At 70.0% G+C, this 26,658-nt stretch carries 23 protein-coding genes and 1 tRNA gene; 8 read left to right on the top strand and 16 right to left on the bottom strand.

The window, feature by feature from the left end; all coding sequences use genetic code 11:
* Positions 1 to 18: 18 nt before the first annotated feature.
* The 7 genes from FVE25_RS24315 to FVE25_RS24285 form a co-directional block, all read right to left on the bottom strand.
* A complete protein-coding gene (locus FVE25_RS24315) occupies positions 19 to 783 on the bottom strand; it encodes a 3'(2'),5'-bisphosphate nucleotidase CysQ (RefSeq protein ID WP_181019697.1) in 765 nt (254 codons plus the stop codon).
* A complete protein-coding gene (locus tag FVE25_RS24310) occupies positions 783 to 2,243 on the bottom strand; it encodes a sugar transferase (RefSeq protein WP_425489498.1) in 1,461 nt (486 codons plus the stop codon). Before FVE25_RS24310 ends, FVE25_RS24315 begins: the two co-directional genes overlap by 1 nt.
* A gap of 95 nt (positions 2,244 to 2,338) precedes the next feature.
* Complete coding sequence (pth, locus tag FVE25_RS24305) at positions 2,339 to 2,920, bottom strand: aminoacyl-tRNA hydrolase (protein ID WP_157249339.1); 582 nt, start codon at positions 2,918 to 2,920, stop codon at positions 2,339 to 2,341.
* A 75-nt stretch (positions 2,921 to 2,995) separates the two neighbouring features.
* Positions 2,996 to 3,619, bottom strand: coding sequence for a 50S ribosomal protein L25/general stress protein Ctc (locus tag FVE25_RS24300; protein WP_157249338.1), 624 nt, complete (start codon positions 3,617 to 3,619; stop codon positions 2,996 to 2,998).
* Positions 3,620 to 3,949: 330 nt separating this feature from the next.
* The gene (locus tag FVE25_RS24295) at positions 3,950 to 4,927 is read right to left on the bottom strand and encodes a ribose-phosphate diphosphokinase (protein WP_157249337.1); all 978 of its coding nucleotides are present in this window, start codon (positions 4,925 to 4,927) and stop codon (positions 3,950 to 3,952) included.
* Complete coding sequence (glmU, locus tag FVE25_RS24290; protein WP_157249336.1) at positions 4,924 to 6,375, bottom strand: bifunctional UDP-N-acetylglucosamine diphosphorylase/glucosamine-1-phosphate N-acetyltransferase GlmU; 1,452 nt, start codon at positions 6,373 to 6,375, stop codon at positions 4,924 to 4,926. Before glmU ends, FVE25_RS24295 begins: the two co-directional genes overlap by 4 nt.
* A gap of 124 nt (positions 6,376 to 6,499) precedes the next feature.
* Positions 6,500 to 6,574, bottom strand: a tRNA-Gln gene (locus FVE25_RS24285).
* Positions 6,575 to 6,782: 208 nt separating this feature from the next.
* Here FVE25_RS24285 and FVE25_RS24280 point away from each other — a divergent pair.
* The 4 genes from FVE25_RS24280 (at position 6,783) to FVE25_RS24265 (ending at position 11,604) form a co-directional block, all read left to right on the top strand.
* Entirely contained in the window at positions 6,783 to 7,721 is a 939-nt protein-coding gene (locus tag FVE25_RS24280) for an acyl-CoA desaturase (RefSeq protein WP_157249335.1), read from the top strand.
* A gap of 70 nt (positions 7,722 to 7,791) precedes the next feature.
* The gene (locus tag FVE25_RS24275) at positions 7,792 to 8,667 is read left to right on the top strand and encodes a TetR/AcrR family transcriptional regulator (protein WP_181019696.1); all 876 of its coding nucleotides are present in this window, start codon (positions 7,792 to 7,794) and stop codon (positions 8,665 to 8,667) included.
* 53 nt (positions 8,668 to 8,720) lie between these two features.
* On the top strand, positions 8,721 to 10,781 hold the full coding sequence (locus FVE25_RS24270; protein WP_157249333.1) for an RNA degradosome polyphosphate kinase: 2,061 nt from the start codon (positions 8,721 to 8,723) through the stop codon (positions 10,779 to 10,781).
* Entirely contained in the window at positions 10,774 to 11,604 is an 831-nt protein-coding gene (locus FVE25_RS24265) for an NUDIX hydrolase (RefSeq protein ID WP_246267353.1), read from the top strand. The genes FVE25_RS24270 and FVE25_RS24265 overlap by 8 nt, the downstream gene beginning before the upstream one ends.
* Here the strand turns inward: FVE25_RS24265 and FVE25_RS24260 are convergent.
* The 4 genes from FVE25_RS24260 to FVE25_RS24245 are packed head-to-tail and all read right to left on the bottom strand — an operon-like array spanning position 11,579 to position 15,369.
* Positions 11,579 to 12,769 (bottom strand): cytochrome P450, encoded by a 1,191-nt coding sequence (locus FVE25_RS24260; protein WP_157249332.1) that lies wholly within the window; start codon positions 12,767 to 12,769, stop codon positions 11,579 to 11,581. The genes FVE25_RS24265 and FVE25_RS24260 overlap by 26 nt on opposite strands.
* The gene (locus FVE25_RS24255) at positions 12,766 to 14,223 is read right to left on the bottom strand and encodes a CYTH and CHAD domain-containing protein (protein WP_157249331.1); all 1,458 of its coding nucleotides are present in this window, start codon (positions 14,221 to 14,223) and stop codon (positions 12,766 to 12,768) included. The genes FVE25_RS24260 and FVE25_RS24255 overlap by 4 nt, the downstream gene beginning before the upstream one ends.
* A 52-nt stretch (positions 14,224 to 14,275) precedes the next feature.
* Positions 14,276 to 14,590: a VOC family protein gene (locus tag FVE25_RS24250; protein WP_246267351.1), complete on the bottom strand. Its 315-nt coding sequence runs from the start codon at positions 14,588 to 14,590 to the stop codon at positions 14,276 to 14,278.
* Positions 14,591 to 14,601: 11 nt separating this feature from the next.
* Positions 14,602 to 15,369, bottom strand: a complete 768-nt coding sequence (locus FVE25_RS24245; RefSeq protein ID WP_246267349.1) for a trans-aconitate 2-methyltransferase — start codon at positions 15,367 to 15,369, stop codon at positions 14,602 to 14,604.
* A gap of 55 nt (positions 15,370 to 15,424) precedes the next feature.
* On the opposite strand from FVE25_RS24245, the gene FVE25_RS24240 reads away from it, so the two are divergent.
* Positions 15,425 to 15,946: a MarR family winged helix-turn-helix transcriptional regulator gene (locus tag FVE25_RS24240; protein ID WP_157249329.1), complete on the top strand. Its 522-nt coding sequence runs from the start codon at positions 15,425 to 15,427 to the stop codon at positions 15,944 to 15,946.
* 62 nt (positions 15,947 to 16,008) lie between these two features.
* Here FVE25_RS24240 and FVE25_RS24235 read toward each other — a convergent pair whose 3' ends face one another.
* Positions 16,009 to 17,808, bottom strand: coding sequence for an ABC-F family ATP-binding cassette domain-containing protein (locus tag FVE25_RS24235; RefSeq protein WP_157249328.1), 1,800 nt, complete (start codon positions 17,806 to 17,808; stop codon positions 16,009 to 16,011).
* 89 nt (positions 17,809 to 17,897) lie between these two features.
* On the bottom strand, positions 17,898 to 18,803 hold the full coding sequence (locus FVE25_RS24230) for a 4-(cytidine 5'-diphospho)-2-C-methyl-D-erythritol kinase (protein ID WP_157249327.1): 906 nt from the start codon (positions 18,801 to 18,803) through the stop codon (positions 17,898 to 17,900).
* A 1,027-nt stretch (positions 18,804 to 19,830) separates the two neighbouring features.
* On the opposite strand from FVE25_RS24230, the gene FVE25_RS24225 reads away from it, so the two are divergent.
* Entirely contained in the window at positions 19,831 to 20,676 is an 846-nt protein-coding gene (locus tag FVE25_RS24225) for an arginase family protein (RefSeq protein WP_157249326.1), read from the top strand.
* A 151-nt stretch (positions 20,677 to 20,827) separates the two neighbouring features.
* On the opposite strand, the gene FVE25_RS24220 is transcribed toward FVE25_RS24225, so the two are convergent.
* Together FVE25_RS24220 and rsmA are read right to left on the bottom strand one after the other, a co-directional pair.
* Positions 20,828 to 21,568, bottom strand: coding sequence for an NlpC/P60 family protein (locus tag FVE25_RS24220; RefSeq protein WP_157249325.1), 741 nt, complete (start codon positions 21,566 to 21,568; stop codon positions 20,828 to 20,830).
* 125 nt (positions 21,569 to 21,693) lie between these two features.
* On the bottom strand, positions 21,694 to 22,533 hold the full coding sequence (gene rsmA / locus FVE25_RS24215) for a 16S rRNA (adenine(1518)-N(6)/adenine(1519)-N(6))-dimethyltransferase RsmA (protein WP_157249644.1): 840 nt from the start codon (positions 22,531 to 22,533) through the stop codon (positions 21,694 to 21,696).
* A gap of 92 nt (positions 22,534 to 22,625) precedes the next feature.
* Between rsmA and FVE25_RS55335 the strand changes: the two genes are divergently transcribed.
* Both FVE25_RS55335 and FVE25_RS24205 read left to right on the top strand, forming a co-directional pair.
* Positions 22,626 to 24,473 (top strand): serine/threonine-protein kinase, encoded by a 1,848-nt coding sequence (locus FVE25_RS55335; RefSeq protein ID WP_157249324.1) that lies wholly within the window; start codon positions 22,626 to 22,628, stop codon positions 24,471 to 24,473.
* Complete coding sequence (locus FVE25_RS24205; RefSeq protein ID WP_157249323.1) at positions 24,470 to 25,660, top strand: FG-GAP-like repeat-containing protein; 1,191 nt, start codon at positions 24,470 to 24,472, stop codon at positions 25,658 to 25,660. The genes FVE25_RS55335 and FVE25_RS24205 overlap by 4 nt, the downstream gene beginning before the upstream one ends.
* Here the strand turns inward: FVE25_RS24205 and FVE25_RS24200 are convergent.
* A complete protein-coding gene (locus FVE25_RS24200; RefSeq protein WP_157249322.1) occupies positions 25,650 to 26,579 on the bottom strand; it encodes a resuscitation-promoting factor in 930 nt (309 codons plus the stop codon). The two genes, FVE25_RS24205 and FVE25_RS24200, sit on opposite strands and share 11 nt — an antisense overlap.
* Between the last annotated feature and the right edge of the window lie 79 nt (positions 26,580 to 26,658).

Here is a 26,658-nt window from a genome sequence, read left to right as displayed (position 1 = left end):
GGGGCTTCCTCCGGCGTGTTAGCGGTGCAGGTCCCGAATTCCGGCGAGCAGCGTAGGCGCCAGTTCAGGTAGGGAAACCAGGATATCCGGTAGCGACGGGTCGGGTTGGTTGTAGGTCAGCTCGGAGCCGTCGATGCGGCTGGCGTGCGCACCCGCCGCCTGCGCGACCGCCACCGGCGCCGCGGAGTCCCATTCATACTGTCCGCCTGCGTGAACGTAGGCTTCGACGTCACCGGTGAGCACCGCGGAGATCTTCGCTCCGGCCGACCCGATCGGCACGAGGTCCGCCCCGACGAGATAGGCGAGTTTTTGCACGAACTCCGGCGGCCTGGTGCGGCTCACGGCGATCCTGAACCTGCCCTTTTGATAGGCGGGCAGCTTGGGCGGCTCTCCGGTGGTGAGCGTGCGCCCCTGGGCGGGCAGCGCCACGGCGCCCGCGGTGAGGGCGCCGCGCTCCCAGAGCGCCACGTGCACCGCCCAGTCGGCCCGGCCCTCCTCGGAGAACTCGCGGGTGCCGTCGAGCGGGTCGACGATCCAGACCCGGTCGGCGCGCTGCCTGCGCGGATCCTCCCGGTCCTCGCGCGAGGACTCCTCCGACAGGACGCAGTCGCTGGGCCGCAGCCTGGCCAGCGCCTCCATCAGATAGACATGGGAGCCCCGGTCGCCCGCGTTGCGCAGCGCGGGCGGTTCACCGAAGCCCTCGCTCTCGCGGATGTCCAGCAGCCGCCGGCCCGCCTCCACGGCGAGGTCGGAGGCCAGGGCATGGTCGTCGCGAATCGTCATCAATAAGCTCCTTGCCCGCGGGCGACGGCCGACCAAGTCTTCCACAGGATCTGGAGGTCCAGCATGAGGGACCAGTTTTCAACGTAACGCAGGTCGAGGCGCACAGATTCCTCCCACGACAGATCCGACCTGCCACTGACCTGCCACAGCCCCGTCAGTCCCGGGCGCACCAGCAGGCGCCGCCGGACGTCGTCGCCGTAGCGCTCGACCTCCTCCGGCAGCGGCGGCCGCGGGCCGACGAGTGACATCTGCCCGCACACCACGTTGAACAGCTGCGGCAGCTCGTCCAGCGAGTGCCGCCGCATCAACGCCCCCAGCGGCGTCACCCGCGGATCGTTGCGGACCTTGAACAGCACCCCGTCACCGTCGCTGACGAGGGAGAGCTTCTGGTGCTCCGCGCCCTGGCGCATGGTGCGGAACTTCACGATCGTGAACAGCGCGCCGTCGCGGCCGACCCGCGTCTGCCGGAACAACGCGGGCCCCGAGCTGCTGGCCCGCACGGCCACCGCGAGCCCGGCCAGCAGCGGCGTCAGCGCCACCAGCAGCGCGACGGCCACGAGCCGGTCGAAGACGTTCTTCACCAGTTGCCTGGCTCCGGCCAGCTCCGGATGCTCCACGTGCAGCAGCGGCAGCCCGGCCGCCGGGCGGATCGTGGTGCGCGGCCCGGCCACCTCCATGAGGGCGGGCGCGACGACCAGCTCGGTGTGGGTGCGCTCCAGCCGCCAGGCCAGCCGCCGCAGCGCCACGCCGTCCATCTCGGGGCAGGCCAGCACGGCGACCGAGTCGGCCGCGGTCCGCTCGACGACCAGCGGCACGTCGCTGAACCCGCCCGCCACCGGCACGCCGACGACGTTGCCGCCCACCCGGCCGGCGGGCAGGCAGACGGCCACGACCTCCATGCCGTGGTAGCGCTCGCGGCGGAAGCGCTCGACCAGCTCGGCGACCGAGGCCCGGTGCCCGACCGCCACCACGCGGCGCAGGCAGGCGCCACGGGCCCGGCGCCGGTGCAGGGAGCGGCGCAAGCCGTACCGGAGGACGAGGGTGAGCAGCGTGGTCAGCGGCAGCGCCACGACGACGTAGCCGCGGGCGACGTCGGTCTTGGTGAGGTAGGCGCCGATGGCCAGGGCGGCGGTGAGCGCGAGGCCGCAGCGCACCACGCGCTGGAACTCCTCGGGCCCGACGCCGAACATGCGCGGCTCGTAGGCGCGGTTGAGCGCGATCACGCTGACCCACAGCAGCGGCAGCGCGGCGCTCAGCACGAGGTACGGCGCGGCGTACGGGGTGACGTCGCCGAACCGGACGAAGAAGGCGGCGGTGGCGCCCGCGCCCGCGCAGCCGAAGTCGGCGGCCAGGGCGCCCAGCCGGTAGGAGCGGACCCATGCGGGCTCGCCGGAGGCGGCCCGCCAGACAGGGCGAGGGTCGACTCGGACGACGGCAGCCAGCACCTCGCCCTTGCTCACGTTCGCGCCTCCCCGGTGACCGACAGTCAAGCGATGGTCACCAGATCGTAGCGGCGGGCCACGCCCGCCGGATCGCGAACGGGTCTATGCGGTGATCAGCGAGGAGGGCCGGAAATGTTGAGGTCTGCCCGGTGATATTCGTTCTGGGTGGCTTCCAGGCCACGCTCCATGAGCGACTCCACGACGTCAGCGCCGCGGTCCACCAGGAAGGCGAGGTCCTTGCGCTCGGCGGTGGCGAAGTCCTTGAGCACGAACGCGGCCGGATCCATGCGCCCGGGCGGCCGCCCGATCCCGAACCTGACCCGCAGGTAGTCGCGGGTGCCGAACACCTTGGTGATCGACTTGAGCCCGTTGTGGCCGTTGTCGCCGCCGCCCAGCTTGGCGCGCAGCGCGCCGTAGGGCACGTCCAGCTCGTCGTGGACCACGATCACGCGCTCCGGCGGGATCTTGTAGAAGTCGGCGAGCTGCTTGGCGGGACCACCGGACAGGTTCATGTACGACAGCGGCTTGACCAGGATCGCCGCCCTCGTCTCCAGGACGGCGGCGCCGCCCTTGGCCTTGAACTTCCCGCCCGCCCGCGCGGCCAGCTCGTCGGCCACCATGAAACCGGCGTTGTGGCGGTTGCCCGCGTATTGGTCGCCGGGGTTGCCCAGCCCGACGATCAGCCAGCGATCCATGCTGTGCTGCCCTTCCCTGAGACGACTGCGGGGCAGCCGGGAAGTCCCCCGCTGCCCCGTGGTCGGCGAGCGTGGTTACTCGGCGGCGGCCTCGGCGGACTCGCCACCCTCGGCGGGGGCCTCGGCCTCGCCCTCGGCGGCCTCGCCCTCGGCGGGAGCCTCGGTCGGCTTGGCGATGACCTGCAGGATGACCGTCTCGGCGTCGGCGGCCAGCGTGGCGCCCTGCGGCAGCTTCAGCTCGCCGGCGGTGACCACGGTGCCGACCTCCAGGCCCTCGACGTCGACCTCGACGCCGGTCGGGATGTGGGTGGCCTCGGCCTCGACGGCGACGGTGACCGACTGCTGGTCGAGAATGCCCTCGGAGTTGACGTCACCGGTGGTGGTGACCGGGATCTCGACGGTGACCTTCTCGCCGCGCTTGACCAGGAGCAGGTCGACGTGCTCGACGAAGCCCTTGATCGGGTCGCGCTGGACGCCCTTCGGCAGAGCCAGCTCGTCGACGCCCTCGCCCTTGAGGTGGATCAGGACGTTGGGCGTGCGCAGGGCGAGCAGGACCTCGTGGCCGGGCAGGGTGAGGTGCTTGGGGTCGATGCCGTGGCCGTAGAGGACGGCGGGGACCTTGTCGGCGCGCCGGATCTTGCGGGCGGCGCCCTTGCCGAACTCGGTGCGGGCCTCGGCGGCAATGCGTACTTCAGACACGACATCTCCTAGGGATGCGATGATCGACGGATTCCGGCGCTCCCCCTGGTCCGCCCTAGCGGTAGGCGTTACGAGCGCAACCCTCACAGCCTACCGGACGCGGTTCGCTGGTTTTCCCGGCGAAGCAACCTGCCCGGCCGGTGGTTTCCCGGCCGGCCGGGCAAGGGCACGCTCGTCACGGCGGCCCGCCCCGCACGGTGGACGGCCGTTTCCCTGGAAGGTCGCCGGCCACGTGCGGCGGGTGGCGTTGGGGGCGGCTCCGCCGTACAAGCCGTAAAGCCACAAAAGCGGGCTTCTAGCTGACGGCGATCAGGGGCTAGCTGACGGCGATCAGGAGTCGCCCTCGAACAGGGAGGTGACGGAGCCGTCGGAGAAGACCTCGGTGATGGCCCGGCCGATGAGCGGGGCGATCGACAGCACCGTGAGCTTGTCGAAGCGCTGCTCCTCGCGCAGGGGCAGCGTGTTGGTGACGATCACCTCGGAGATGCGGGAGTTCTTGAGGCGGTCCACGGCCGGGTCGGAGAAGACGGCGTGCGTGGCGGCGACGATCACGTCGGTGGCGCCCTGCTCGTAGAGGGCGTCGGCGGCCTTGCAGATCGTGCCCGCGGTGTCGATCATGTCGTCGATCAGGACGCAGGTACGGCCGCGCACCTTGCCGACCACCTCGTTGACCTTCACCTGGTTGGCGACGTCGAGGTCGCGGCGCTTGTGGATGAAGGCCATGGGGGTGCCGAGCGTGTCGGCCCAGCGCTCCGACAGCCGCACGCGGCCGGTGTCGGGCGAGACGATCGTGGTGTGCTCGAGGTCGAGCTTGTCCTTGAGGTAGCGCTCCAGGACGGGCATGGCGAACAGGTGGTCCACCGGGCCGTCGAAGAAGCCCTGGATCTGCGAGGTGTGCAGGTCGATGGACATGAGCCGGTCGGCGCCCGCGGTCTTGAACATGTCGGCCATCAGGCGGGCGGTGATCGGCTCGCGGCCGCGGCCCTTCTTGTCCTGGCGGGCGTAGCCGAAGAACGGCATGACCACGGTGATGCGCTTGGCGGAGGCCCGCTTCAGCGCGTCGACCATGATGAGCTGTTCCATGATCCATTTGTTGATGGGGGCGGTGTGGCTCTGGATGACGAAGGCGTCGCAGCCGCGCACCGACTCCAGGTAGCGGGCGTAGATCTCGCCGTTGGCGAAGTCGTGGAGCTTGGTCGGGGTGAGGGCGACGCCGACGTGCGCGGCCACCTCTTCCGCCAGCTCGGTGTGTGCCCGGCCGGAAAAGAGCATCAGCTCTTTCTCACCTGGCTGCTTGATCCCACTCACGTGCCACTCTCCTGCTGCTCTTGCTCGGCCAGCGCCCGCTCGGCGGCCGCGGCCGACTTCGTGCCCGCGCGCCTGCGCAAGACCCATTTCTCGATGTTGCGCTGCCGCGCTCTCGCCACCCCGATCGCGCCGGGGGGCACATCGCCGTCGATGACGGATCCGGCCGCCGTGTAGGCGCCGTCTCCGACCGTCACCGGGGCGACGAGCATGCTGTCGCACCCCACGAACGCGCCGTCGCGCACGGTGGTGCGGTGTTTGTTCACCCCGTCGTAGTTGACGAAGATCACCGCGGCGCCGATGTTGACGTCGTCGCCGATCGTCGCGTCGCCCGCGTAGGACAGGTGGGGCACCTTGGAGCGCTCGCCGACCTGGGTGTTCTTCATCTCGACGAAGGTGCCGGCCTTGGACTTGCGGCCGAGAACGGTGCCGGGCCGCAGGTAGGCGTAGGGGCCGACGCTGGCGTCGGGGCCGATCTCGGCGTGGTCGCAGACCGCGTTGCGCACCACGGCGCCGGGGCCGACGGAGGTGCCGGTGAGCGTGGTGGCCGGGCCGATCTCGGCGCCCTCTCCCACGACGGTCTCGCCGTGGAGCTGGGTGCCCGGGTGGATCACGACGTCGGGCGCCAGCCTGACCTGGACGTCCACCCAGGTGGACGCCGGGTCGACGACGGTGACGCCGGCTCGCATGTGGGCCTCCAGCAGGCGCTGGTTGAGGACCTTGCGGGCGACGGCGAGCTGGACCCGGTCGTTGACGCCCTCGACCTCGACGTGGTCGACGGCCACGTGCGCGCCGACGCGGTGGCCGTCCTGGCGCAGGATGGACAGGACGTCGGTGAGGTACTCCTCGCCCTGGGCGTTGTCGCTCGAGACGCGCTTGACGGCGTCGGCCAGCAGCAGGCCGTCGAAGGCGTAGATGCCGGAGTTCATCTCGTTGACGGCGCGCTGCTCGTCGGTGGCGTCCTTGTGCTCGACGATCTCCAGGACGGCGCCGCCGTCGTCGCGGATGATCCGGCCGTAGCCGGTCGGATCGGGCACCCGCGCGGTCAGCACGGTGACGGCGTTGCCGTCCTCGGCGTGCTGCTTGAGCAGCTCGGCGAGGGTTTCGGTGCGCAGCAGCGGCACGTCGCCGTAGGTGACGAGGACGGTGCCGCCGATCGTGCCGATCTCTTCGAGAACGGTGCGGACGGCATGGCCGGTGCCGCGTTGTTCCCTTTGCACGATCGCCCGCGCGTCCGGGCTGGTCTCGGCGAGGTGGGCGCCGACGCGCTCGCGGGCGTGCCCGATGACGACGATGAGCCGCTCGGGTCCGAGGTCACGGGCGGCGGCGAGCATGTGGTCGACCAATGCGCGGCCGCACATCTCGTGGAGGACTTTCGGGGTCTGGCTCTTCATCCGGGTGCCCTCGCCTGCGGCGAGGACGATGACGGCTGCCGGGCGCGGCACACTCACGGACTGAGGCTCCCTGTGGCTGGACGGTTCAGGGTCTGCAGGTACGGCTACCGCACCGCTACCCTCCCGACACGCTGAGGATACCTGCCCGGTCTCAGCTGTCTTCCCAGGGGGCGAACCTTCATGGCTCCCGGAAGAGGACTCGAACCCCTACAAAGTGGACCAAAACCACTTGTCCTGCCGATTAGACGATCCGGGATCAAACCAGACACCTGGGCGGGGCCTGATCTCCACGACTAACGATACCGAGCCCCGGGAGCACCGCGCGCCCCGATATCCGGCCACCGGAGGCTCACAGCATCCTCACAGATTAAAGAAAAGGCTTAGGGCTTCCTTACTTACGTAAGCGTAGGTTACGGTTGCGTAGCCCGGACATACTTCCCCATACATGTCGTGAGAGGTAGCCCATGACCGTTCTTGCCGAGCGTTCCGCACCCGGCCCCAAGCCGGATGCCGATCCGGAGCCGCGGACCAAGGCGGAGCTCATCACCTTCGGGCTCGTGGTGGGCCTGCCGCTCGTCGCCATCGCCGCCGCCGTGCCGTTCGCCTGGGGCTGGGGGCTCGGCTGGACGGACATCGCGATCGGGTTCGTCTTCTACATCGTCTCCGGGCTCGGCGTCACCGTCGGCCTGCACCGCTACTTCACGCACGGCTCGTTCAAGGCCAAGCGCCCGCTGAAGATCGCCCTGGGCATCGCGGGCAGCCTGTCGCTGGAGATGTCGGTGCTCGACTGGGTGGCGACGCACCGCAAGCACCACAAGTTCTCCGACAAGGAGGGCGACCCGCATTCGCCGTGGCGCTTCGGGCCGGGCTTCAAGTCCCTGTCCAAGGGCCTGCTCTACGCCCACATGGGCTGGATGTTCGACGCCGAGCGCACCAACCGCGAGAAGTACGCCCCCGATCTGGTCAAGGACCCGGACGTGGTGAAGCTGCACAAGTGGTTCGGCCCGCTCGCCATCACCTCGATCCTGCTGCCCGGGATTCTCGGCGGGCTGCTCACGTGGTCCTGGCAGGGCGCGCTGACCGCGCTGTTCTGGGGCTCACTGGTCCGCATCGGGCTGCTGCACCACGTGACCTGGTCGATCAACTCCATCTGCCACGTGTTCGGCGAGGAGGAGTTCCAGGTGCGCGACAAGTCCCGCAACGTGTGGTGGCTGGCCATCCCGTCCTTCGGCGAGTCCTGGCACAACCTGCACCATTCCGACCCCACCTGCGCCCGGCACGGCGCCCTCAAGGGGCAGATCGACCTCAGCGCCGGCCTCATCCGGATCTTCGAGAAGCTCGGCTGGGTCTACGACGTACGCTGGCCGACGCCGGAGCGTCTGGCGGCGAAGCGCATTGCCTGACTCGAGCGGTCTGTCGTCGGGCACTGCAATTATGGAGAGTGTGACCACCGAACCCCGATCTCGCAGGCGTATGTCCGGAAGAGAACGACGGGAGCAGCTGATCCGCATCAGCCGCACGTTGTTCGCCGAGAAGGGGTTCGACGGGACCTCTATCGAGGAGATAGCGGCCACCGCGCAGGTCTCCAAGCCGGTCGTCTACGAACATTTCGGCGGCAAGGAAGGCGTCTACGCCGTGGTCGTGGACCGCGAGATGCAGAAGCTGCTCAGCCTGATCACCTCGGCGCTCTCCGCCTCCCACTCGCTGATCAAGCTGGAGCGGGCCGCGCTGGCGCTGCTGCAGTACATCGAGGAGAGCAGCGAGGGATTCCGCATCCTGGTGCGCGACTCCCACGCCGCCTCGGGCACCGGCACCTTCGCCAGCCTGATCAGTGAGATCGCCAGCCAGGTCGAGGACGTGCTGGCCGACGAGTTCGCGGCCCGGGGCTACGACCCGAAGCTCGCGCCCATGTACGCCCAGATGCTCGTGGGCATGGTCGCGCTGACCGGCCAGTGGTGGCTGGACGTGCGCAGGCCCGGGCGCGAGGAGGTGGCCGCGCACCTGGTCAACCTCGCCTGGAACGGCCTGACCGGGCTCAATCCGCAACCGCGCATCACCGCCGCCACCCGTGAGGGCGCCGACGTGCCCGTGGCGGCGCTCGCCCGGCCGAGCGACAAGGAGCTGCGCGAGCTGGAGAAGGTGCGGGAGCGCGAGGCCAAGGAGGCCGAGAAGGTGCGCCAGCGCGAGCTGAAAGAGGCCGAGAAGGCCAGGCTGCGCGAGCTGAAGGAGCGCGAGAAGCTGCTCAAAGAGGCGGAGAAGGTGCACGAGCGGGAGGAGCGGATCCGTCAGCGCGAGGCTCGCCTGGCCGAGCGGGCCGCGAAACTCGAGCAGTCCGACCAGCCAGAGTAAGCCGTTGAAGTCTCGTTAACGTTCTGTTCAATCAAAGAGGGCATATTGCTCATATGTCCGCGGAACTGCTGCAACCTGGAAACGACCTGCCCCTGCCCCAGGAGCGGTTCCTCAACCGTGAAGAGAGCTGGCTTCAGTTCAACGAGCGGGTGCTGGAACTTGCTGAGGACCCCTCGCTTCCCCTTCTGGAGCGGGTGCGCTTCCTGGCGATCTTCGCGAGTAACCTCGACGAGTTCTTCAGGGTCCGGGTGGCGGGGCTCAAACGCCGGATGGCCACCGGCCTGCTGCTTCGCACCAAGAGCGGGCTGAAGCCCCGCGAGGAGCTGGCCAGAATCGCCGCCATCGCCGGCGACCTGGCCAAACGGCATGCCGGGATCTTCCACGAGCGGATCCTGCCCCAGCTCGCCGGCGAGGGCATCGAGATCGTCCGCTGGGACGACCTGGGCCGCGAGGAACGCACCGAGCTGCGCAAGTTGTTCAGGGAGCGTATCCGTCCGGTGCTCACGCCGCTGGCCGTGGATCCCGCCCACCCTTTTCCGTATATTTCGGGGTTGAGCCTGAATCTGGCGGTCGTGGTGCGGAACCCGGCCAACGGGCACACGGTCTTCGCCCGGGTCAAGGTGCCGTCCCAGCTGCCCCGGTTCGTCACCGCCTCCAAGGATCGCTTCGTCCCGCTCGAGGATGTCATCGCCGCCCATCTCGGGCAGCTCTTCAAGGGCATGGAGATCGTCCAGCACCATGTCTTCCGCGTCACCCGCAACGAGGACCTCGACGTGGACGAGGACATCACCGAGAACCTCATGAAGGCACTGGAGCGCGAGCTGCGCCAGCGCAGGTTCGGCCCCGCCGTACGGCTGGAGGTCGAAGAGACGATCACGCCGGAGGTCCTCGACCTGATCGTCGAGGAGCTCAGCGTCGGGCCGCACGAGATCTACCGCATCGCCGGGCCGCTCGACCTGACCGGCCTGCACGCCATCGCCGATCTGGACCGGGGTGAGCTCAGCTACCGGCCGTTCGTGCCGGCGGAGGCCGTGCACGCCGACGACGACATCTTCTCGGTGCTGCGCGAGCGCGACGTGCTGCTGCACCACCCGTACGACTCCTTCGGCACCAGCGTCCAGCGCTTCATCGAGGACGCCGCGGCCGACCCCAGGGTGCTGGCCATCAAGCAGACCCTGTACCGCACCAGCGGCGACTCCCCCATCGTGGACGCGCTCATCGACGCGGCCGAGGCCGGCAAGCAGGTCGTGGTCGTGGTGGAGATCAAGGCGCGCTTCGACGAGCACGCCAACATCTCGTGGGCACGCAAGCTGGAGCGTGCCGGCTGCCACGTCGTCTACGGCGTCGTGGGGCTGAAGACCCACTGCAAGCTCGCCCTCGTGGTACGGCAGGAGCCTTCCGGGGAGCTGCGGCGCTACTGCCACATCGGCACCGGCAACTACAACCCCAAGACCGCGCGGCAGTACGAGGACTTTGGGCTGCTGACGGCCGACCCGCTGGTCGGCGAGGACGTCACCGACCTGTTCATCCACCTGACCGGCTACTCCAACCACTCCGCCTACCGCAGGCTCCTGGTCGCCCCGCACTCGTTGCGCGGCGGCCTGCTGGCCAGGATCGAGCGGGAGATCGCCCACCAGCAGGCCGGGCGCCCGGCCCGCATCCGCATCAAGACGAACTCGCTGGTCGACGAGCCGACCATCGACGCGCTCTACCGCGCCTCGCGGGCGGGCGTCCCGGTGGACCTGTGGGTGCGCGGCATCTGCACGCTGCGCCCCGGCATTCCCGACCTGTCGGAGAACATCCGGGTGCGCTCGATCCTGGGGCGCTTCCTGGAGCACTCCCGCGTCTACGAGTTCGGGCTCGGCCGCCGGCCCGAGATCTGGATCGGCAGCGCCGACCTCATGCGCCGCAACCTGGACCGCCGCGTCGAGGCGCTGGTCAAGGTCACCGGGCAGCAGCACAAGGCGTACCTCATCGATCTCATGGACCGGGCCATGGCCGACACCACCAACTCATGGTGGCTGAAGGCCGACGGCACCTGGTCCAGGCACCAGGGTGAAGACCTGCAAAACCACCTCATCAGCACCCGTCGCTGGAGAACTGTTGATGACTGATATCGTGCGGGCCGCCGGCGCGGTGGTCTGGCGAGGTGACGACACCGACCCCGAAGTCGCCTTGATCCGCCGGGACCGCTACGACGACTGGACCTTCCCCAAGGGCAAGCTGAAAACCGGCGAGCACATGATCGCCGCCGCGGTCCGGGAGGTGCGCGAGGAGACGGGCATCACCGTCCGCCTGGGCCGCGCCCTCCCCCCGACCCACTACCTGGTCAACGGCCGGCTCAAGCGGGTCGACTACTGGGTGGCCCAGGTCGCCGAGGAGGAGCCGTTCGTCCCCGACGCCGAGGTCGACGAGATGGCCTGGCTGCCCATCGGCGAGGCCCGCGCCCGCCTCACCTACCCCTGGGACGCCGGCCTTCTGCGCGCCCTGACCGCGCTTCCCCTCCGCACGGTCCCGATAGTCCTGGTACGGCATGGCGCCGCCGGATCCCGGCAGACCTGGCAGGGCCCCGACGACCAGCGCCCGCTCGACGCCGAGGGCCTGGCGCAGGCGGCCACGCTCGCCCAGGTGCTGCCCGCCTACCGCCCCGAGGTGCTGCTCAGCTCGCCGAGCCGGCGCTGCGTGCAGACCCTGGAGGCGTACTCGGCCGACATCGCCACCGACGCGCTGCTCAGCGAGGAGTCACAGGATCAGGACAAGACCCCCGCGCTGGTGAACGCCCTCGCCGTGCCCGCGGTCGTCTCCAGCCACGGCAAGGTGCTGCCGCACGTGATCTCCACGCTCAGCGGCGCCGACGTCCACCTGCGCAAGGGAGCCTTCGCCCTGCTGCACCGGATCGGTACCAGAACGGTCAGCGTCGAACGCTATCCCACGTGACCGGCAGCTTCGCGAAACCCTGGGTCAGCCGGTGGGTGTTGATCGGCAGTTCCTCCAGCGGCACCGCCAGCCGTAGCCCGGCGAAGCGCTGGAAGAGCCGGCTGAAGACCGCCTCCAGCTCGACCCTGGCCAGGCTGGCGCCCAGGCAGAAGCGCGGGCCGTACCCGAAGCCGATGTGCGGGTCGCCGGGCTTGCGGCGCAGGTCGAAGACGTCGGGGTCGGGGAAGACGCGCTCGTCCCGGTTGGCGGCGTCGGTGGAGATCAGCACCGCCTCGCCCTTGCGGATGGTCAGCCCGCCGTACTCGAAGTCCTCGCGCGCCCAGCGCGGGATGCCGTGCAGGCTGGGCACCGCCATGCGCAGGATCTCCTCGACGGCCGCGGCGGCCAGCGAGGGGTCGGCCTCCAGCGCGGCGCGCTGGTCGGGATGCTGCAGCAGGAGCAGCACGCCGTAGTCGATGCGGCCGACGGTCGTCTCGTGGCCGGCGAACAGCAGGCCGCCGGCCAGCCGGGCGACCGTGCCGTCGTCGTCGATGACCTTGGCCAGGTCGGTCAGCACGTCCTCGCCGGGTTCGTGGCGTTTGCGGTCGATCAGGCGGGCCATGTAGCCGGCCATCTCCTGGCGGGCCGCCTCGCCCTTGTCCGGGTCGTACAGGTCTCCCATGCGGTTGGAGATCTCGCCGAAGTAGTCCCTGTCCTCGAACGGCACGCCGAGCAGCTGGCAGATGACCAGCACGGGCAGCGGGAAGGAGAGTTCGGCGTGCAGGTCGATCGGCGGGGTCAGCCCGGCCATGTGGTCCAGCCGGTCCTCGACCAGCCCTCCGACGTGCTCGGTCAGCGCCTTCATCCGGCGTGCCGAGAACGACGGCTGGAACAACCGCCGCATGCGTTCGTGGTCGGCCTTCTCGGTGTCGAAGTCGCCGCTCGGGCCGCCGAGCAGCACCGAGCCGGAGACGCGTGGCGCCTTCTCCGGCTCGGGGTGCGATCGGCCGAGCAGCGGCTCCGCGAACAGTTTGCGCGCGTCCTCATAGCCGCTGACCAGCCAGATCTCGTCGCCGGTCCGGGTGCGGACCCTGGCGATGCCCTCCCGGACGCGCAGCTCGCGATAGGCGACCGGGACGTCCAAGGGAGTCGTGCGCTCGAACGGGATTACGGGGAGCTCACTCATAGGATCTTTCTAACAGCCTCCACAGTGTTATCCCAGACTGTCGGAAATTCGGCGTGTGCCCGTTCTGCGGTGGTTTTCTCGATGCCGATCAGCAGGCCGTACGTGAAGGTGTCCTCGCCCGCCTGCCGCGCGACCTCGGCCTCCTTGGCCAGCGTCTCCTGCGCCACCACGCCGTCCTGGTACGAGCCCAGCACCTCTTGTACGGCTTCCGCGTGCTTGGCCAGTTTGCCCATGCCGAGCGCCTCGGCGGTGTACCGTGCCCGCTTGGCCGCCTTGCGCACGTCGTGCATGGCGATCTCGCGGCGCTCCTCGTCCTCGATGGCCTGGGCGTGGTCGTAGGCGTCGGTGACCCGCTTCCAGTTCTTGGCCGCCACGCCCTTCAGCGTCGCCTCGGCCGCCTTCCCCGCGGCCGACGTCAGCTCCGGATCGGTGACCAGCGCGTCCAGGTCGTTCAGCAGCGCGTAGTAGCGATCACTGCTGAGCGCCTCCCGGATCCGGTTGTACCCCTCGTGCTCGCGCTTCAGCAGGTCGTCGCCGAGGCGGGCGGCGATCGGGCCGTGGACCAGCTCGGGCGCCAGCGACTTCAGCAGGCGGGCGAACCTGGCCCTGGTCACCTCCAGATCGCGGACCACGCCGAGCACGGCGCCGATCCAGCGCAGCTCCTCCTGGACCTGACCGGTGCCGGCGACGATGCTCTTGAACGCCTTCAGCGCGCTGCGCATGCGCCGGGCCGCCACGCGCATCTGATGCACGGCGTCGTCCTCGGCCCGCCGTACCCGGGGATCTTGGGACAGCAGCGCGGCGACCTGGCCGGCGAGGTAGTCCATGACCACCTCACCCGCGGAGCCCTCCTGGGTGGGGGCGCCGGGGCGCGGCGGCCGGGCCAGCAGCCTGGCCAGTTTGCTGGCCGACGCGGCCGGGCTGGCGCCCGCCTTTTTCAGCCGCTTGCCGACCTTGGCCAGGTGGGCGGCCTCGCCGTCCAGCAACTCGGCCTCGACCTCCCGCCAGCGTTCCACGCGGGAGTCCTCGCCGAAGACCGTGCCCTTGACCCGGTCGTCGGAGATCTCCACCAGGCGCGTCTCACCGGCGCTGACGACGATGACGCTCCTGCGCGTGTCGAGCTCGGCCACGGGGGTCAGCTCGGCGCCTCGGGTGTAGGCGCGCACGAGCTGCTCCAGTTCGGCGGGGACGACCTTCGTGCTCCTGGTCAGCGGATGGGTGATCTCCTGGCGCACTCCTTTGGCCTTGGGGAGCTTCAGGTGCCAGCCGGGATCGGAACCACCTCGCCTTCGCCGGAGAGTGACGCCGCGTGCGGCCAGGCGCAGATCGGGGGTGTCGTAGTACAGCGCGACGAGCTGGTAGCTCCTCGGGCCCTCGACCTCCCCGATCTTGCTCAAATCCGGCACGGTGTAGTCGTCAGATACGTCGAACTTGTCCTCGATCTCGATGCCCACAGCACCTCACAAGTGTCCGATTTCGGAACATCATGCCACTGCAAGATGAACTTCACACGACCTGCAGAAGCTCGATTCTGTTCCCGGCCGGATCGGTGACGTAGACGCGGCGGTATCCGGGGAAGAGCAGGTCCACCTCGCCCTCGGGCAGTTCGTCGACCAGGAAGGCAGGATGGGCCTTGCGGGCCGGGCGGAAGTCCTCCTCGATGCCCAGGTGCACCTCCACCCCTTCTCCGCGGAACCAGGCGCCGCCGCGCGCGGCCAGCTCCGGCGGCTTCGGCACCTCCGTGAGACCGAGGAAGCCCGCGTAGAACTCCCGGAGTTGCGGTTCACTGCCCGCGGGGGCGGCCAGCTGGACATGGTGCATGCCGGTGATTCTCATGTGTGTGCCACCACGAAGACGCGCCGGAAGGGGAAGGCCGTGCCGTACTCCTTGGGAGGATACGCCTCGTCCAGGAGCTTCTTGAGGTCGCGCTTGAAGGCGGATCGCTCGCCTTCGTCGAGCCGGTCGAGGATGGGGCGCAGCGCGGTGCCGGAGACCCAGGTGAGCACCGCGTCCTCACCCTGGAGAACCTGCACGTAGGTGGTCTCCCAGGCGTCCACCCGGGTGCCCATGGCGGTCAGCAGTTCCATGTACTCCATGGGGTCGCCGACCGGGGAGCCGCGGTCGAACTCGCCCAGCCGGTCCCGCCAGGTCGCGCTGCGGCACAGCTCGCGGATCAGCACGTGGCTCGGGGCCGCGAAGTTGCCCGGCATCTGGACGGCCAGCCAGCCGTCGGGCTTCACCAGCGCATTCACCCAGTGTCCGAGCAGGTCGCGATGGGCGGGCACCCATTGCAGCACGGCGTTGGAGACCAGGACGTCGACCGGCCGGTCGGGACGCCACAGGGTGAGGTCGGCGACGGCGAACCGGCCGCCGGTCTCGCGCGCCTTGGCGATCATCGCGGGCGAGGAGTCGAAGCCCTCGACCGTGGCCTCGGGCCAGCGGTCGGCGAGGGTCATGGTGAGTTCGCCGGTGCCACAGCCGGCATCGACGACATAATCGGGATTGTCGGCATGGATTCTGGCGGTCAGCTCGACGAACGGCCGTGACCGTTCGTCTGCGTACCGCGCGTACGTGGACGGGTCCCAGATATCTCTCGACATAGAGATATTTGATATCGAGAGATGTATCTCGATGTCAAGACAGTACACTGCATCCATGACGGATGCGCAGGACCCCCAGGACAATCTCGACGAGGTCGACCGGCTCGTCGCCGCCTGGCGCATCGAGCGGCCTGACCTCGACGTCGAACCACTCCAGGTGCTCTCGCGCGTCTCCCGCCTGGCCAAGCACCTCGACCGGGCCCGCCGCGCCGCCTTCGCCGAACACGACCTCGAAACCTGGGAGTTCGACGTCCTCACCGCGCTGCGGCGGGCGGGCAAACCCTACGAACTCTCCCCCGGCGCACTCCTGCGCGCCACGCTCGTCACCTCCGGCACGATGACGAACCGCATCGACCGCCTCACCCAGGCCGGCCTCGTCCGCCGCCGCCCCGACCCCGAGGACCGGCGCGGCGTCCTGGTCTCCCTCACCGACACCGGGCTCGAACGCGTGGACGCCGCCTTCGCCGACCTGCTGCGCCGCGAACACGACCTCCTGGCCGGCCTCGGCGACACCGACCAACGCGCCCTCGCCTCCCTCCTCCGCACCCTCCTCATGCCCTTCGACACACCGTCCTGAGGGCTTTGGCGTACGGCAGGCGGCCCCATGCCTTCATGCCCGGGGCCGCCAGGTGAGGCGGGCTACTCGCCCAGCCGGTCGGCCGCCTCCAGCCACTCCGCCTCGACGCTCTCCTTCTGGGCCTGGATCTCCTTCAATCGGGCATCCAGCGACCCCAGCTTGGCGTAGTCGCTGGCTGCCTCGGCCATCTGCTCGTGCAGCCTGGCCTCCTGACCGGTCAGCTTGTCGAGCTGGCGCTCCAGGCGATTGAGCTCCTTGCGGAGTTCGCGCTCCTCCTTGGCCGACAGCCCCTCGGCTGCCGGGGCCGCGGCGGGAGCCGTACCGGATGGCTGAGGCGCCGAGGACAGGCGCGCGGTCAGGGCCGTGCCGGAGGCCCGCCGTTCGAGGTACTCGTCCACCCCGCCCGGCAACATCGACAACCGGCCGTCCCCCAGCAGCGCCACGCACCGGTCGGCCACGCGCTCCAGGAAGTAGCGGTCGTGGCTGACCAGGATCAGCGTGCCCGGCCAGCCGTCGAGCAGGTCCTCGAGCTCGTTGAGGGTCTCGATGTCCAGGTCGTTGGTGGGCTCGTCGAGCAGCAGCACGTTCGGGTCGTCCATGAGCAGGCGCAGCAACTGCAGCCGCCGCCGCTCGCCGCCCGACAGGTCGCCGACCACCTTCCACTGCGCCTCGCCCTTGAACCCCAGGCGTTCGAGCAGCTGGGAGGCGGTCCACTCGCGCTTGCCGACCTGGATGTACTTGCGGATCTCCTCGACCGTCTCCAGCACGCGCCGCGTGGGATCCAGCTCGGCCAGCTCCTGGGACAGGTGTGCCAGCCGTACCGTCTTCCCGCGCACCAGCCGCCCGGTGTCCGGCCGGACGGTCTCGGCCAGCAGCCGCAGCACCGACGACTTGCCCGACCCGTTCACGCCGATCAGCCCGATCCGGTCACCCGGCCCGAACTGCCACGTGCACCGATCGAGCACCAGCGGCCCGGTCCCGGGGCCGCCGGCGTGGAGGGTGACATCCTCAAGATCGTAAACAGTCTTCCCGAGCCGGGCCGTGGCGAACTTCACCAGCTCCACGCTCTCGCGCGGCGGCGGCTCGTTCGCGATCAGCGCCTGGGCGGCGTCGATCCGGAACTTCGGCTTCGACGTCCGCGCCGGCGGCCCGCGCCGCAGCCAGGCGATCTCCTTGCGCATGAGGTTCTGCCGCCGCTCCTCGGCAGCCTGGGCGATGCGCGCCCGCTCCGCCTTGGCCAGCACATAAGCCGCATAACCCCCCTCATAGCGCTCGACCCGCCCGTCCACGACCTCCCACGTACGCGTGGAGACCGCATCCAGGAACCACCGATCGTGCGTGACCACCACCAGCGCGCTCTTCCGGACCGCCAGATGCGCCGCCAGCCAGGCGATCGCCTCGATGTCGAGATGGTTCGTCGGCTCGTCGAGCATGATCAACTCGTGCTCGACGATGAGCAGCTTGGCCAGCGCCGTGCGCCGCCGCTCCCCACCCGACAACTCCGACGCCTTGGCCTCAAGGTCGAGATCGCCGATCAGATTGCCCAGGATCTCCCGAACCGCCTGATCCCCGGCCCACTCATGCTCGGCCCGACCGCCCAGCACCGTCTCGCGCACGGTCAGGCCGGGGTCGAGGGTGTCCTGCTGCGACAGGTAGCCGATGCGCAGGCCCCGGGTGTGCGTCACCCGGCCGCTGTCCGGCCGCACCTCCCCCGAGATCACCGACAGCAGCGTCGTCTTGCCACCGCCGTTACGCCCGACCACCCCGATCCGCTCACCGGCCTCCACTCCGAGGGAGACGTCACTGAGCAACGGCTTCGGGCCGTAGGCATGGGAAACAGACTCAAGATTGACCAGATTCATGGCCGTCCCAGGGTACTGGCTCCCCGCCCCCGTTTTCCGGGGGGCTTCGGTACGGCAGGCCGCAGAACCCCGGGAGGCGCCGCTCGCGGTCAGATGAGATGAGCGCCGAGCGCAGGACCGGAAGTGGGTACGGCGGTGCGGCACACATCGGCGGCAGCAAGCGCATCGGCGAGAGCACGCGCATGCTCCGCATCGGTGGCCAGGAAAGCGCAGGTAGGACCGGAACCGGAGACGATCGCCCCCAGAGCGCCCAACTCGGTGCCGACGGCCAGCGTCTGCGCCAGGCTGGGACGAAGCGACAACGCCGCCGCCTGAAGATCGTTCGTGAGCTCGGCGCCCAGGGCAACGGCATCACCGGTGCGCAGGGCGTCCAGAAGCGACTGGTTGGCCTGCAGCTCAGGAACGTGCTCCGCGCCAACCTCACGCAGCCGATCGCACTCCGCGTACACCTTGGCCGTCGACAACCCCCCATCCGCCACCGCGAACACCCAGTGGAACGTCCCGCCCGTCTCCACCTGGCTCAGCCGTTCCCCACGACCGGTCCCGACGGCCGTACCCCCGAGAAGGGAAAAGGGCACGTCACTCCCCAGGTCCCCGGCGATCTCCATCAGATCCTCGAGGGGCAGCCCAAGCCCCCAAAGCTCATTACAGGCGAGCAACGCCCCGGCGGCGTCCGCGCTCCCCCCGGCCATCCCGCCCGCCACCGGAATCGTCTTGCGGATGACCAGCTCCACCCCATAGCTCCGCCCAGCGTGCTTGGCCAGCGCCCGGGCGGCCTGAACAGCCAGGTTCCCCTCATCAAGCGGAACCTGATCGGCCCACTCCCCCTCCACGCTCACCTTGACCGACTCGGATTCCTTCGCCTCCACCTCGTCGAAAATGGAGACCGCGTGGAAGACGTTCACAAGATCGTGGTAGCCGTCGTCACGCAGGGGACCAACGGAAAGCTGGACGTTGACCTTGGCAGGCACCCGCACGGTCACCGACGCATTCATCGCTCTGCCGCCACTCTCATCGCCTCGGAGTCAGGACCCTCGATCGTAGCGGCCCAACCGCCACCGCACCCCCATACCGCACAACCCCGTCATCCCCGCCCAACAAACTGTCAGCTCGCACCTTGTGTGATGTTCGGCACCCTTCCCAGCCGTGATCTGGACGCCACATCCGGGACCGCATCGTGCCCCTGGAAGGCAGCCCGGGCAGGGGTTGGCAGGACACGGGGCCACGAGCCACGTCGGAGGCGGCCAACACCAGACGTGACCAGCACCGGAGGCCAACACGAGGCAACGCAGAGCAACACCGAGGCCGGCGCAGGGTCGCGAGGGTGGCCCAGGGCCGCGAGGCCAGCGCAGGGTCGCAAGGCCAGCGCAGGGTCGCGAGGGTGGACGACAAGACACGGCATGAGAAAGCCCGTGGGAGGCGGATGCACCGGAAGGTGGCGGCGCTGGAGGCGGGGCGACCCGGAGATGACGGCGCTGAAGGTGGCCGACCCGGGACGCGGCAGACGGACCGTCCGGGGCGCAGGCCGCCTCGGCAACCCTGGGCACGGGCAACCCCGGGCGCGGGCAACCCCGGGCAACCCCGGGCGCGGGCAACCCCGGGCAGCCCCGGGCGCGGGCAACCCCGGGCAGCCCCGGGCGCGGGCAACCCCGGGCAGCCCCGGGCGCGGGCAATCCCGGACAGCCCCGGGCACGGGCAACCCCAGTACGGCCCAAGGCAGCAGCGGGCACCCGGGGAGGTGGACGCCCAGAGAGGTGGGTAGCAGGGCGTGGTCAAGGACACCTCGGAGGCGGTCCACAGAGGAAAGGTGGCCGACACACGAGGTGGCCGACGCGCGAGGCGGGTGGGAGGGGGTGTGGGCACGAGATGCCTCGGAGGTGGTCCGTGTGGAAGGGGCGGGAGTCCGTAGGGCTGGGGGTTTGGTGGGTCGGTTCAAGGGGGCTGGCCGAAATTGCCTTCTCGCGGCCCGCTGCTCCCCGATCCTGGGGAGATGCGTGGTGGGGGATGAGGCATTGTGGTCACATGTCCTCAGTAACGGTCATTGAAGTGCCGCAATGGCGGTCGTCGGGTTCTCGTACGGCGGAGCGGCTCGTAGAAGGGGCCGATCTGCTGGCCGGGATGGTGGCAGGCGGCGAGCGGATACAGGTTGACGAGCGGCTGCGGGTGGACGTGGCCGATGGGAGCAATCCAGGTGAGCTTGCGGTCACCGCGGCTCGGGTTCGGTCTGCGTGGGAAGGTGTGGACGGGTTTCCGGTCACCGTGGGCGGCGACTGCGCGGTAGACCTTGAGCCGATCGCCGCGGCGGTGCGTGAGTACGGGGATCGGCTGGTGGTGGTGTGGTTCGATGCCCACGGGGATCTGAACACCCCTGAGTCCTCTCCTTCCGGGGCTTTTCACGGGATGGTGCTTCGGGCGCTCACCGGCGAGGGACATCGTGAGCTGGTGCCGACGGTGCCGGTGGATCCGCGGCGGATCGTCCTTGCGGGGGCGCGGGATTTGGATGTGGCCGAGGTTGAGTTCATCGAGCGGGCCGGGGTTCGGCATGTGAGTGTCGGGGAGCTGGCTGATTCGGAGGCGCTGCTGGCGGCCGTTTCCCAGGCGGGGGGTGGGGATGGGGCGGTTGCCGTGTACGTGCATATCGATCTGGATGTGCTGGATCCTGCTGAGTTCGCGTCTGTGGGGACGCCTGCTGCGGGTGGCGTACGGGCTGGGCAGTTGCTGGGGCTGGTGGAGGCTGTGGCCGGCCGGTATGAGATTGCCGGACTGGGGATCATGGAGTACGAGCCGCACCGGGTTGAGGATCGTGGGCTTCTGGCGCCACTGGTCGCCGCCCTCGTGCAGGCTTGCGCACCGGCCTCAACCCTCTGATCCCGCCGCACTCCGTGCGCACCCCTGTCAACGGCCTGGCCTCGCCGTACCTTGCGCAGGGCGCCCTCGACCCGTGCGGGTACAAGTCAAGGGCGCCATGGTTTCTGCGGGCGGGGTACGGCCATAACGTCCCCACCTGGCTGGCGACGTGCTAGCCGGGGCGGACTGCGCCTCGGTAGACGGAGCGGTAATACGACGAGTTGAGGAACTGGCTCTTCCTCACCACATCCCCGGTCTTCGGGGCATGGATCATGATGCCGCTGCCCAGGTAGAGGCCCACGTGGGTGGGGTCGCCGGTGCCGCCGCCGAAGAAGACCAGGTCGCCTTTGCGCAGGCCGGACAGGGGTATGCGGCGGCCTTGGCGGAATTGGGCGCCGGTGTAGTGGGTCAGCTTCACTCCGGCTCTCGACCAGGCGTAGAGGGCCAGGCCGCTGCAGTCGAAGCCGGTGGTGTTCGCGCCCCGGCCCACGCCTCGGGTCGGGCCGGACGGGGCGCCTCCGCCCCAGGAGAACGGGGTGCCGAGCTTGGCCAGGGCGGCTGCGGCGGCGATTTCTCCCTTGGTGCGGGTGGGCGCGGGTTTCGGTTTCGGAGCGGGTGACGGAGGCGTTTCAGGTTTGGGGGTGGGTGACGGGGGCGCTTCAGGTATGGGGGTGGGTTTGATGGTTATGGGGGTGGGATGTCGGGGGTGGGGGATGGGGCTGGTCCAGCAGGCTGCCTTGGGGAGTCTGATGACCAGGCTGGCCTCTCCGGCGTTGGCTTGTGGGGGTTTGCCCGGGGCGAGAGCCGGTGCGTGGGTGGCTGGGAGCGTGACTACCACCTCGCATCCCGGGGCGGGGGTGGGGACGGTGGTCAGGGTGGCGAGGAAGCCGCCGCCGAGCGTGAGCCACATCATGGGTGTCTCCTGGGCCGGTGAGTTGGATGGCAGGCCCAGGATCGTGCGGATGGGCGTCCGGTTTTGGGGCCGAACGCGGTTCTGGGGACGAAGGGTCCAGGCGGGGGCGGGGGCTGTGGAAAAGCCTATGGCTTGTGCTCGGCGATACGGGTGAACGCGGTGATGTCCAGTTGTTCTCCCCTGGCTGACGGGTCCACGTCCGCGGCGCGGAGGGCGGCTTCGGCCTGGGCGGGGCTGCCGGCCCACGTTGCCAGGGCGGCGCGCAGGGTCTTGCGGCGCTGGGCGAAGGCGGCGTCGATGACGGCGAACACCTGCTCGCGCGTCGCCGTGGTCTTCGGGGGCTCGCGGCGGGTCAGGGAGACGAGGCCGGAGTCGACGTTCGGCACGGGCCAGAAGACGGTACGGCCCACCGGCCCGGCCCTTCGGACATCCGCGTACCAGGCGGCCTTCACGGAGGGCACGCCGTACACCTTGGAGCCCGGCGCGGCCGCGAGACGGTCGGCCACCTCGGACTGGACCATCACCAGGGCCTTGCGCAGGGACGGCAGGGCCTCCAGCAGGTGGAGTACCACGGGGACAGCCACGTTGTAAGGCAGGTTGGCCACAAGGGCTGTCGGCAAATATCCGGACAAGTCATCGGCACCGATGCGCAACGCGTCAGCCCCCACCACCGTCAGCTTGGCGGCCAGGCCGCGCGCGGCCACCGTCTCGGGGAGCTGGCGGGCAAGGACGGGGTCGATCTCCACGGCGACCACGTGCGCCGCCGTGGACAGCAGGGCCAGTGTGAGGGACCCGAGCCCCGGCCCGACCTCGATCACGACGTCGTCCGGCGCGACCTCGGCCACACGCACGATGCGCCGGACGGTCCCCCCGTCGATCACGAAGTTCTGCCCGAGTCTCTTGGTCGGACGAAGGTCGAGCTTGTCCGCCAAATTACGTATTTCTACCGGGCCTAGCAGGTCCATCATCCAACTAGTCTCCCGCACCGAAGTACCTGGGATAGCGGACGGGGGGCACCACACGGGAGGATGGAGTGAAGAACGAAGGGACATCCCTGATGGAGCCAACGGGCGCCGCGCCACTCCGCCCAGCGGATCCCCGGGATATCGGCCCCTATCGGCTGCTCGGCCGTCTCGGCGAGGGCGGCATGGGCACGGTTTTCCTGGCACGGGCACCAGCTGGGCGATTTGTCGCGCTCAAGGTAGTGAAGTCGGAGTTCGCGAACCAGGAGGGCTTCGCGGCCCGCTTCCACGCCGAGGTGGACAACGCCCGGCGGGTGGCCTCCTTCTGCACTGCCCAGGTTCTGGACAACGGCAACAGCGATGACGGCCGCCCCTTCATGGTGACGGAATTCATCGCAGGCACCCCTTTGTCTGAACAAATCGCAAAATTTGGCGCCTTGGAGTCCGGCCCCCTGCACGGCGTCGCCCTCGGCGTGGCCGCCGCGCTGGCGGCGATCCACGTGGCCGAACTCGTCCATCGTGACCTCAAACCGGCCAACGTCATCCTCAGCCTCTCCGGCCCCCGCGTGATCGACTTCGGCATCGCCCGCGCCCTCGACCGCGACACCGGCTTCACGCTCTCCGGCGAACTCCTCGGCAGCCCCGGCTGGTGGGCACCCGAGCAGGTACGCGGCGAGCAGGTCACCCCCGCCGCCGACATCTTCGCGTGGGGCTGCCTGGTCGCCTACGCGGGCACCGGCCGCCACCCGTTCGGGCGCGGCGACGTGATCACGCTGGCCACCCGGGTCCTCAACTCGCCGCCGGACATCGGCCGCCTGCCCGCGCCGCTCGACCAGTTGGTACGGCGGGCCACCGCGATGGACCCCGCCCAGCGGCCCAGCGCCCAGGACCTCCTCCTCGCCCTGGTCAGCAGCGGCGCCCCTCAGGACCCGCCCACCCTGACCGCCGGGACCGAGCTGCTGCGCGACTGGGAGCCCCCGCGCAACGTCGTGGACGAACCCGACATCACCGCCATCTTCTCCATCACCCCCACCCCACCCCCGGTCCTCCCCCTGGGCGGACACCAGGAAGCCGCCTCGGGGGCGGAGGCCACGATGCAGGAAGGGCTCACCCGGGGCGAAAGCCCCCAAGGAAGCCCACCCCGGAGAGAAGGCCCTCAGGGAGGCGCGCCGCGAGAGGAAAGCCCTGGGCCAAACCTGCCCCAGACCGGAAATCCTCAGCTCCAGGGCCAGAGCCCTCAGGGCAGCCCGCCTGCGGGAGCAAACCCTCACGTAAGCCTGCCTCCCGGAGGAAACCCCCAGGGCAGCCTGCCGTCGAGCCTGCCCTCCTCTGCCGAGACCACCCGCCCGCCCGCATCCCAAGACACCCGGATAGGCCAGGACCTGCCCCCGGTCGAGTACGCCCAGGAGGAGCCGCGCCCCAGAACCCGCGGCACCCGCTGGCTGATCGCCGCCGCGGCCGCGATCCTGGCGCTGGCCCTGACCACGGCCGTCCTGGTCCTGCAGAGCCGCGACCCCCGGACCACCTCCGCCACCACCCCCCAATCGGCCGACCAGCCGGCGGTCACGGACATAGGAAAGAGGTTCCAGCTCACCCGCGCCTTCGACGGCCCCCAGTTGATCATCGCGTCCGCCCCGGAATGCGGCGTCCCCGAATACCAGGGCGCCAGTGCGGCCAACGGCCAGCTCTGCCTGCTGCGCTGGACCCTGCTCAACCCGGGCGGTGAACTGAGCACCGTCGGCTCCCCCACGCTCACCCTGATCGACGACCGCAACGGCCGCCACGACCCGCTCTCGACCTCCTCCCAGCTGCCGGCCGCCCTGACCGCCGGCGGGCGCTTCGACGGCGTGTTTGTCTTCGACCTGCCGCCGATCAGGAAGCCCGCCCGCCTGTCCGGCACGATGTTCCCCGGCGGCAAGCAGATCGAGGCGCGCCTGTCATGATCACCAAGATCCTGCTCGCGACGTTGACCACCGCCGCCCTCACCACCACCCCGGCCCTTCACCCAGCGCAGAAGGCATGCACGGCCCAGGCCGCACCCGCCGACTTCGACGGCGACGGCCAGGACGACGCGGCGGTGGGCGACCCGTTCGCCGGCGGCGGCAAGGGCGCGGTCCACCTGATCACCGGCACCAAGGTGACCCCCCTCCCCTCGCCGCCCCTGGCCGAGGGCGACGCGTTCGGCTGGTCGGTGAAACTGGCCAACGTGAACGGCGACGGCTGTGCCGACCTGGTGGTGGGCGCGCCGTACGCGGATGTGCAGGGGGTGCGCGACGCGGGCGCCGTCCACATCCTGTACGGCGGAGCCGCCGAACCCGCCCGCGTCCTGACGGCACCCCAGCCCCAGCAGGGCGCCCACTTCGGCTGGTCCCTGGCGGCGAACGGCGGCCTCCTGGCCATAGGCGCCCCCCACGAAGACGAGGCACAAATCGCCGACACCGGAACTGTCTACATAAAGTCCACCAGCACCCAGCTAAGACGGATAAATCAGGAATCGTCCGAAGTCCCCGGCAACAGCGAAGTCGGCGACCAGTTCGGCTACTCGGTGGCGTTGTCCCGCGACCGCAAGCTGTTCGTCGGCGTGCCGTACGAGAACGACGACGGAGCGGGCCGTCAGGTCGGCGCCGGCAAGGTGCACGCAGGCCAGGTCACCATCATCACCGACGCCACCGCCCCCGAGCTGACCGGCCAGAAGTGGGACTCCCCCACCCAGAAGGCCGGAGACCGCTTCGGCTTCCAGGTCGCCTACGCCGACGGCGCCGGCCTGGCGGTGAGCGCGCCCGGCCCCGGATACGTGCAGGTGTACACCCCTGCCCTGCGCCCCGCCAGGACGATCCGCCAGGGCACCGAGGGCTTCGGCTTCTCCCTGGCCGCCGCCCAGGACGGCCGCCTGGCCGTGGGCACCCCGTACGGCGGCGGCGTCCTGCTGACCGGCTTCGGCGCCGATGCCCGGGACCAGCGGCTGAGCCTGGACGGCTGGTCGGTGGCGTTCAGCGGCAACCGCCTGCTGGCCGGTCAGCCCGACGCCGGACGCGGCGGCCAGGTGGCGATCCTGGGCCGCAACGCCGGCGCGCCCCAGCTCCTGGAACCACCGGCCGGAGCCGACTTCGGGTCGAGTCTCACCGGGTGAACAACCGGGCCCCGCAATGCGGCCACTGCCCCTGCCACCGTCCCTGGACGCGCTGGTAGAGCAGCTGGGCCCGGTACGTCTGCTCCTCGGCCGGCCACATGACCGGTGTCCCCGTCCCGCCGACGGCCTGCCAGCTGGCCAGGCTGAACTGGTACATGCCGTAGTAGGGCCCGGCCGGGTTGAGCGCCTTGGGGTTCCCGTGCGACTCGCAGGCGGCCAGCCCGGCCCAGTTCAGCCCGGCCACGGCCGGCTGCACCGGAACGGTCCGCGGCGGCAGCACGGGCCCGGGCGGCACCACCCGGATCACCGTCCCGTCCCGCGGGAAGCTGTCGAGCGGCGGCGTGACCTTGTGCCCGTTCGGCGTCCGGATCCGCTCCTGCCGCAGCACCTCCCGGACCGTTCCAGCGGTGGTCCGCGTCCATCTGCGGATGTCCCCGGCGATCACCTGGACCCGCCGCTGGGTGAACATGGTCAGCGACATCCCCGACAGGGGCACCACCTCGTGAGGAGGCTCCGACAGCCGCCCTCCGGCGTGGTCGATCTCCAGCTCGGCCAGGGCGTCGGCCACGTTGGCCGCGGTCACCATCCGGTTGGTGGTGCGCCCGTCGATGGTCAGCCGGAGCGGGCGGGCGTGCCGTACCACGATCGTGCCGCCGTCGGCGGGCTCGTCGTGTCCGCCGAGCGAGACGTAGTCGCCCAGGCCCACGGAGACGTCGGCCTCCGACAGCAGCTCGTACACCGACCCGGCGAAGCTGCGCACCACGATGGCCTCGCCGTCCACGACGAGCCGGATGTCCTTGGCCATGCTCGTGACGGCGACCAGCGCGCCCGCGACCGCCACCGCGCTCAGGCCGACGACCAGCGCCCACGGCGAACGCCAGGGAACCTGCGGACGCGGCGCACGCCTTCTGCCTCGCACGGGCGGACCTCCGGATGGGTTCGGGCGCCCGACGCTAGCGGTGGGGGCGGGCCCGCCTCCACCGGTTCACGGAAAGATG

Origin of the sequence: Nonomuraea typhae, from assembly GCF_009760925.1 — a bacterium.
Taxonomy (GTDB): Bacteria; Actinomycetota; Actinomycetes; order Streptosporangiales; family Streptosporangiaceae; genus Nonomuraea; species Nonomuraea typhae.
The sequence above is the reverse complement of the archived record's forward strand: the minus strand, read 5'-3'. Positions and strand labels throughout refer to the sequence as shown.